Raw genomic sequence first — 7,092 nt, forward strand, 5'->3', positions numbered from 1 at the left:
ACGCATAAAATCAGCGGTTTGCGAGCGTGCCGTCCTGGCCGCTCCGTCTTCAGCCTTCGCTCAAACACATGGCTCTGATCGTCCACAAGTATGGCGGCACCTCGATGGGGTCCACCGAGCGCATCCGCAACGTCGCCAAGCGGGTGGCCAAATGGGCGCGCGCTGGCCACCAGATGGTGGTGGTGCCTTCCGCCATGAGCGGTGAGACCAACCGCCTGCTCGGCCTGGCCAAGGAACTGTCGCCCACCGGCAGCAGCCCGGCGTTGATGCGTGAGCTGGATGTGATCGCGGCCACCGGAGAGCAAGTGTCCGTGGGTCTGCTGGCCATCGCGCTGCAGGCCGAGGGCATGGAAGCGGTCAGCTATGCGGGCTGGCAGGTGCCTGTCGCCACCGATTCGTCCTACACCAAGGCCCGCATCGAGAGCATCGACGACGCCCGCGTGCGAGCTGACCTCGCGGCTGGCAAGGTGGTCGTCATCACCGGCTTCCAGGGGATCGATCCGCTCGGCAATCTCACGACGCTGGGTCGGGGCGGCTCCGACACCTCGGCCGTGGCCATCGCCGCGGCGATGAAGGCCGACGAGTGCCTGATCTACACCGATGTGGACGGCGTTTACACGACCGACCCGCGCATCGTGCCCGAGGCACGCCGTCTGCACACCATCAGCTTCGAAGAGATGCTGGAGATGGCGTCGCTGGGCTCCAAGATCCTGCAGATCCGCTCGGTGGAATTCGCCGGCAAGTACCGCGTACCGCTGCGCGTGCTGTCCAGCTTCACGCCTTGGGACATCGATATCAACGAGGAAGCCAAGTCCGGCACCCTGATCAGTTTTGAAGAGGACGAAAAAATGGAACAAGCCGTCGTTTCGGGCATTGCCTTCAACCGTGACGAGGCCAAGGTGACGCTGCTGGGCGTGCCCGACAAGCCTGGCATCGCCTTCCAGATCCTCGGCCCCGTGGCCGAGGCCAACATCGATATCGACGTCATCATCCAGAACGTCTCGCACGACGGCAAGACGGATTTCTCCTTCACCGTGCACCGCAACGACTATGCACGGACGATGGAATTGCTGCAGAACACCGTCGGCCCGGCCACCAATGCGAGCAAGGTCGCTGGCGACCCCAAGATCTGCAAGGTGTCCATCGTCGGTATCGGCATGCGCTCGCATGTCGGCGTGGCCAGCAAGATGTTCCGTGCGCTGTCCGAGGAGGGCATCAACATCCAGATGATCTCCACCAGTGAGATCAAGACCAGCGTCGTCATCGACGAAAAGTACATGGAGCTCGCCGTGCGCGCATTGCACAAGGCCTTCGACCTGGATCAGGACGACGCGCCCGCCTGAATTCTCGCGAGAAGCATCCGCGCTTAATGTAGAATGCGCGGCTGTGCTGGAGTCGTGACCGAGTGGCCGAAGGTGCTCCCCTGCTAAGGGAGTATGTGGGCAAAACCTGCATCGAGGGTTCGAATCCCTCCGACTCCGCCAAGGATCAGTTCCGGGACGTTTGTTGAAGTCCCACAAAGAACTCGAAAAGCCCGTTTTCCCCAGTGGAGACGGGCTTTTTTGTTTCACGGCGTCCTGAAGCGTTCGTTGACAGCCCGCGACGCGTGGGGGTACGGTTGGGGGTACTTGAACGAGGCGCTGGGGGTACTTTTCTCTGGCGATCCCAGGAGTACCCACGATGTCTCTCACCGATACCGCCATCAAAAAGCTCAAGGCAGCCGACAAGCCGCTGAAGGTGAGCGACGAGAGGGGGCTGTACCTCTTGGTGAAGCCGGAGGGGGGGAAGCTTTGGCGCTGGAAGTACCGTCACGCCGGCAAGGAAAAGCTGATGGCCCTGGGCGGCTATCCCGACGTTTCTCTGGCCCAGGCTCGCGAGAAGCGGGAAGAAGCGCGCAAGCTGCTGGCCGCCGGCACCGATCCGATGGGCGAGCGCCGCCAGGTGAAAGTAGCCCAGCGCATCGCCATGGACAATTCATTTGAGTCCGTGGCTCGCAAGTGGTGGGCGAGCTGGAAGGCAGCTCGTTCAAGCCGTCACGCTGAGTATGTTGAGCGGCGGCTTGAGGCCGACGTGTTCCCGGTGATCGGTCATCGGCCCATTGCCGAGCTTGAGGCGGCAGAACTGGTCGCGATGGTGAAGCGCATCGAAGCGCGCGGCGCGCTGGACATCGCGAAGCGTTCCATGCAAACGTGCGGTCAAGTGTTTCGCTACGCGATCGCGCATGGGCAGGCGTCGCGCAATCCGGCGACTGACATACGGCCGAGCGATGTGCTGCCCTCGCGCAAAAAGAAGAACTTTGCGCGGGTGGAAGCGAACGAGCTGCCCGACCTGTTGCGGAAGATCGAGGTCTATCAGGGCGCGTCCATCACGCGCGCTGCCTTGAAGCTAATGGCCATGACCTTCGTGAGGACCAGTGAGCTGATCGGCGCGGCCTGGGATGAGTTCGACCTGGACGTGGGCCGCTGGGACATTCCAGCGAGCCGCATGAAGATGAAGACACCGCATATCGTCCCGTTGTCCTCACAGGCTGTGACGCTGCTACGGGCGCTTCACACGAGCACGGGTGGCAGGGCGCTGCTGTTTCCAGGGGAGCGCGATCCCAAGAAGCCGATGTCCAACAACACGATCCTCAAGGCACTGGAACGCATGGGCTACAAGGGCCGGATGACGGGGCATGGCTTTCGGGGTGTCGCCTCGACGCTTCTTCACGAGCAAGGATTTGAGCATTCACACATCGAGCTGCAATTGGCTCACCAGGAGCGTGATGCGGTGTCAGCCAGCTACAACCATGCGCTGTACCTACCTCAGCGTGCACGGATGATGCAGGCCTGGAGCGACTACCTCGATACCGCCATCGCCGGCAGTGTGGTGGCGCTTCGCAAGCTCAGCGCGTAGAGGCTCTACCGTGGGCTCTCAGTTCAAACTTGGTCGAGCAAGGGCGTGGTCTATTGGTATGCGTCCGCCGAACACACCTTGACGGCGGCTGTGGAGGGCGGGCGAGTCCCCTCCCCCGCCACGGGGGGTGGGAAACGATATTAAGCCGACGGCGGGATCTCAGCTTGGCGGTACCAGCGGTGTGGCAGGAGCTCGTCGATCCGGCTGGCCGGGTGTGTCGGCAAGCGATCCAGCACGTCCTTGAAGTAGGCGTACGGGTCGTGCCCGTCGATGCGCGCTGAGTGCAGCAGGCTCATGACGGCCGCAGCCCGCTTGCCCGCACGCAGGCTACCGGCGAACAGCCAATTCGATCTGCCGACTGCGATCGGTCGGATCTGGTTCTCGACCCAGTTGTTCGAGATGGGCACGTCGCCGTCGTCCACGAAGCGCGTGAGTTCCTTCCAGCGCCTCAGGCTGTAGTCAATCGCCTTGTTGGTCGCGGATCCAGGCGGCACCAACTGGCGCTTGGCGAGCAGCCAGCGGTGGAACACCGCCAGAACCCGTCGTGACTTGCGCTGCCGGATGCGTCGGCGCTCGTCACTGGCGAGTTGCTCAATCTGCCGCTCGATGCGGAACAGGGCCTGGTAGAAGCGCAGCGCTTGCTCGCCGACCTGAGTTCTTCAGTAAACACCTTGAGGAGCTTTAGGTAAATACATGGTGTTGGGCCACACCTGCCGACCAAATCAAGCGACTGCGGCTCAATGAAAATCCCGGCTGCTTGTTTCAAGCTCGCCCAGCCAGGGCGACAGATCCTCCAGCCGTTGCGCGATGAGGCTGCACGCATCGCCCTGCCGTTGCCATTTGCCCTGTACACCTAGCAGGCGCGATCCCAACAGTTCCTTGCGCTGCGCCTCCTTCACGCTTGGCCAGACGATGACCTGCACGTTGCCGGTCTCATCTTCCAGGCTCACGAAGATCACGCCCTTGGCGGTCTCGGGCTGTTGGCGCAGCGTGACGATGCCGCAGTAGTGCACGGGCTGACCGTCCCGTGTCTTGAGAAGCTGTTCGGCCGTCAGGAAGCGCCGTTGCAGCAGCTTGGGTCTGAGCAGCTTCATCGGATGGCTGCGCAGTGTCAGTCCGAGGGTGCGGTAGTCCCAGACCACCTCTTCACCTTCGGCAGCGGCCTCCAATTCGAGGACGGGCTCGTCCACCGGCGCCTGGCGCAGCAGCTCGGGCGGCCGGCGCAGGGCTGCAGCGTCCCAGACTTGTTGCCGGCGGTGGCCGCTCAGGCTCCTCAGCGCGTCGGCGGCCGCAAGCTGCCGCAGGTCCTGGTGTTCCAGCTGTGCAAAGCGGGCCAGCTCCTCGGCACTTTCGAAATAGGACTGAACTCTCGCCTGGACGATGCGCTGCGCCGATGCTTCCTTGAGCCCTTGAACGAGCCGCAGGCCCAGCCGCACCGCAGGTGCGTACTCGATGTCTTCCAGCGTGCAGTCCCAGTCGCTGTGGAGTACATCGGCTGGTCTCACGTCGACGCCATGGCGGCGGGCATCCTGGACCAGCTGGCTTGGCGTGTAGAAACCGAGCGGCTGGCTGTTCAACATCGCGCACAGGAACTCCGCGGGGTGGTGATGCTTCACCCAGCACGACGCGTAGACCAGGATGGCGAAGCTCGCCGCATGGCTCTCCGGGAATCCGTAGCTGGAGAACCCCTTCATCTGCTCAAAGACATTGCGCGCGAAGGCTTCGGTGTAGCCGCGCTCAAGCATGCCGCCGATGATGCGCGGCTCGTATTTGTTGAGGCTGCCGGTGCGGCGCCAGGCGGCCATCGCGCGGCGCAGCCCGTCGGCCTCACCAGGCGTGAAGCCGGCACACAGGATGGCCAGCTGCATGCACTGCTCCTGAAACAGCGGCACGCCCAGCGTGCGGCCCAGGGCCTTCTCGATTTCCGGGCTGGGATAGGTCACCGGCTCCTGCCCGTTGCGGCGGTTCAGGTAGGGGTGGACCGAGCCGCCCTGGATAGGCCCCGGCCGCACGATGGCGACCTGCACGACCAGGTCGTAGAAGCAGCGGGGTTGGTGGCGCGGGAGCATGGACATCTGCGCCCGGCTTTCGACCTGGAAGACGCCGACCGTGTCGGCCTTGCAGATCATGTCGTAGGTTGCGGGGTCCTCGGGCGGGATGTCCTGCATCTCGAAGACATGGCCCTTGCGCATGCCGATGAGGTCCAGAGACTTGTGCAGCGCGGTCAGCATGCCGAGCGCCAACACGTCGACCTTGAGCAGGCCCATCAGGTCCAGGTCGTCCTTGTCCCACTGGATGACGGTGCGGTCCTCCATCGCCGCGTTCTCAATCGGCACGATGCGGGTCAGCGGCCCGTTCGTCAGCACAAAGCCGCCGGGGTGCTGGCTGAGGTGGCGCGGGAAGCCTTGCAGTTGCTCGACCAGCGTGCGCAACTGCTTGACGAGCAGGCTGTCCTTGTCGAGCCCGGCCTCGACGATCGCGTCATCGCTGATGGCCGCGTCCCACTGGCTGACGCCCTTGCTGAGACCTTCCAGCGCCGCATCGTCCAGGCCCAACGCCTTGCCGACATCCCGCAGGGCGCTCTTGGGTCGGTAGCTGGTCACGACAGCAGTCAGCGCCGCACGGTCGCGGCCGTACTTGCGGTAAAGGTACTGGATGACCTCTTCGCGCCGCTCGTGCTCGAAGTCCACATCGATGTCGGGCGGCTCGCCGCGCTCCTTGCTGATGAAACGCTCGAAGAGCATGGAGCTGCGCAGTGGGTCGACCTCGGTGACGCCGCAGCAGTAGCAGACCACCGAGTTCGCGGCGGAGCCCCGGCCCTGGCACAGGATGCCCTGGCTGCGCGCGAAGGCGACGATGTCGTACACGGTGAGGAAGTAGTGCTCGTACTGCATCTCCGCGATGAGGCCAAGCTCATGCTCGATCTGCGCCTGCGCCTCGCCGGGCACGCCATGGGGCCAGCGCCGGCCGGCGCCCTCGTAGACGATGCGGCGCAGGTAGCTGTGTGGCGTCTCGCCGGCGGGGATGACTTCGTCGGGGTACTGGTACTTCAGCTCATCCAGGCTGAAGTCGCATCGGTCAGCCACGTGCAGCGTCTCCAGCATCAGCTCCGGCGGGCAGCGCTCGGCGATGCGACGACGGGTGCGCAGGTGCTGCTCGGCGTTCTGGCGCAGCTTCAGCCCGCACTCGGCGATGGGCATACGCAGCCTTGTTGCCGTCAACACGTCCTGCAGCGGCTTGCGCGAGCGGACATGCATGTGAACGTCGCCCACGGCGACGACCGGCACGGCGGTCAGCTCGCTGCATTGGCGCAGCTTGTAGAGCTGCACCTCGTCATCGAGGCGGCGCAGCTGCTCCCAGCCCAGCCAGCAGCAGCCGGTCCAGTGCCGCAGCAGCCACTTGGCGATGACCTCCATCTGCGCCAGCGTGCAGCTGCGATCGGGCACCGCGATGACGACGCAGTCGGCCAGCGTCGTGCGGTCGATCTCATCGAGGTCGAGGTGGTACGACCCCTTCTCAGAGCGGCGGCGCAGGTGGGTGATGAACTGGCACAGGTTTCCGTAGCCATTGCGGTTCGTGGCCAGCACGACGAAGCTGAAGGGCGTGTCCGACCGCACCTCGAACTGGCTGCCGACGAGCAGCTTGATGCCGGCCTCCTTGGCCGCCACGTGTGCGCGCACCACGCCGGCCATGCTGCACTCGTCAACGATGGCGATGGCGCCGTAGCCCAGGGCCTTGGCGCGCTCGACCAGTTCTTCGGGTTTGCTGGCGCCCCTCAGGAAGGTGAAGTTGCTGACGCAGCGCAGCTCGGCGTAGGGCGGGATCATCAGGAAGCGCTATCCGAAGATGCCGTGCAGGTACCAGGCCACGCTGTCGTCCTGCCGGGTCTGGAAGAGCCACAGCAGGCCCGCGTGGCGGGACTCGGCCAGCCAGTAATCGCGCACCACCAGCCGCCCCTGGCCTGCGATCTCGTCACGGTCCCACCAGCCGGATTCAATGCGCTGCGGCCCGGCCAGCAGCTGCAGCTCACCTTGGTAGACGGGGCGCTGGTTGCGTATCGCCAACTTGAGCGGCTCGCGAAGTGCCCAGGTCGGCTGGGGCAGGTCGCTGCTGCCCGCGGGCTTGCGCGGCACCGGCTTGGCCACCGGTTGCCAGTGGGCCATCCATTCCTGGCGGTGGTCCTCATGGACCCTGCAG

The 7,092-nt window shown here is 64.5% G+C and carries 3 protein-coding genes, 1 tRNA gene and 2 pseudogenes; 3 read left to right on the plus strand and 3 right to left on the minus strand.

Annotation, left to right across the window (positions count from 1 at the left end; all coding sequences use genetic code 11):
* Positions 1-68: 68 nt before the first annotated feature.
* The 3 genes from ACT6S0_RS14635 to ACT6S0_RS14645 all read left to right on the plus strand — a co-directional run bounded on the left by ACT6S0_RS14635 (position 69) and on the right by ACT6S0_RS14645 (position 2,895).
* Positions 69-1,343 carry an aspartate kinase gene (locus ACT6S0_RS14635; protein ID WP_444764553.1) on the plus strand — a complete coding sequence of 425 codons (1,275 nt, stop codon included), beginning with the start codon at positions 69-71 and terminating at the stop codon, positions 1,341-1,343.
* Positions 1,344-1,391: 48 nt separating this feature from the next.
* Positions 1,392-1,484 (plus strand) — tRNA-Ser (locus tag ACT6S0_RS14640).
* A gap of 196 nt (positions 1,485-1,680) precedes the next feature.
* Positions 1,681-2,895 (plus strand): tyrosine-type recombinase/integrase, encoded by a 1,215-nt coding sequence (locus tag ACT6S0_RS14645; protein WP_444764554.1) that lies wholly within the window; start codon positions 1,681-1,683, stop codon positions 2,893-2,895.
* Positions 2,896-3,035: 140 nt separating this feature from the next.
* Here ACT6S0_RS14645 and ACT6S0_RS14650 read toward each other — a convergent pair.
* From ACT6S0_RS14650 to ACT6S0_RS14660, 3 genes and pseudogenes are all read right to left on the minus strand, one after another.
* Positions 3,036-3,554, minus strand: a pseudogene (locus tag ACT6S0_RS14650) (IS66 family transposase); the annotation flags it as partial.
* 78 nt (positions 3,555-3,632) lie between these two features.
* Positions 3,633-6,722: an error-prone DNA polymerase gene (locus tag ACT6S0_RS14655; protein WP_444764555.1), complete on the minus strand. Its 3,090-nt coding sequence runs from the start codon at positions 6,720-6,722 to the stop codon at positions 3,633-3,635.
* Between the two features lie 9 nt (positions 6,723-6,731).
* Positions 6,732-7,092, minus strand: a pseudogene (locus ACT6S0_RS14660) (DNA polymerase Y family protein); the annotation flags it as partial.

Origin of the sequence: Roseateles sp. (assembly GCF_052436255.1) — a bacterium.
GTDB lineage: Bacteria > Pseudomonadota > Gammaproteobacteria > Burkholderiales > Burkholderiaceae_C > Pelomonas.

Bases quoted from the DNA above. Each gene is read 5' to 3' on its own strand.
- ACT6S0_RS14655 (WP_444764555.1), bottom strand. From the start codon at position 6,722: ATGATCCCGCCCTACGCCGAGCTGCGCTGCGTCAGCAACTTCACCTTC.
- ACT6S0_RS14635 (WP_444764553.1), top strand. From the start codon at position 69: ATGGCTCTGATCGTCCACAAGTATGGCGGCACCTCGATGGGGTCCACC.
- ACT6S0_RS14645 (WP_444764554.1), top strand. From the start codon at position 1,681: ATGTCTCTCACCGATACCGCCATCAAAAAGCTCAAGGCAGCCGACAAG.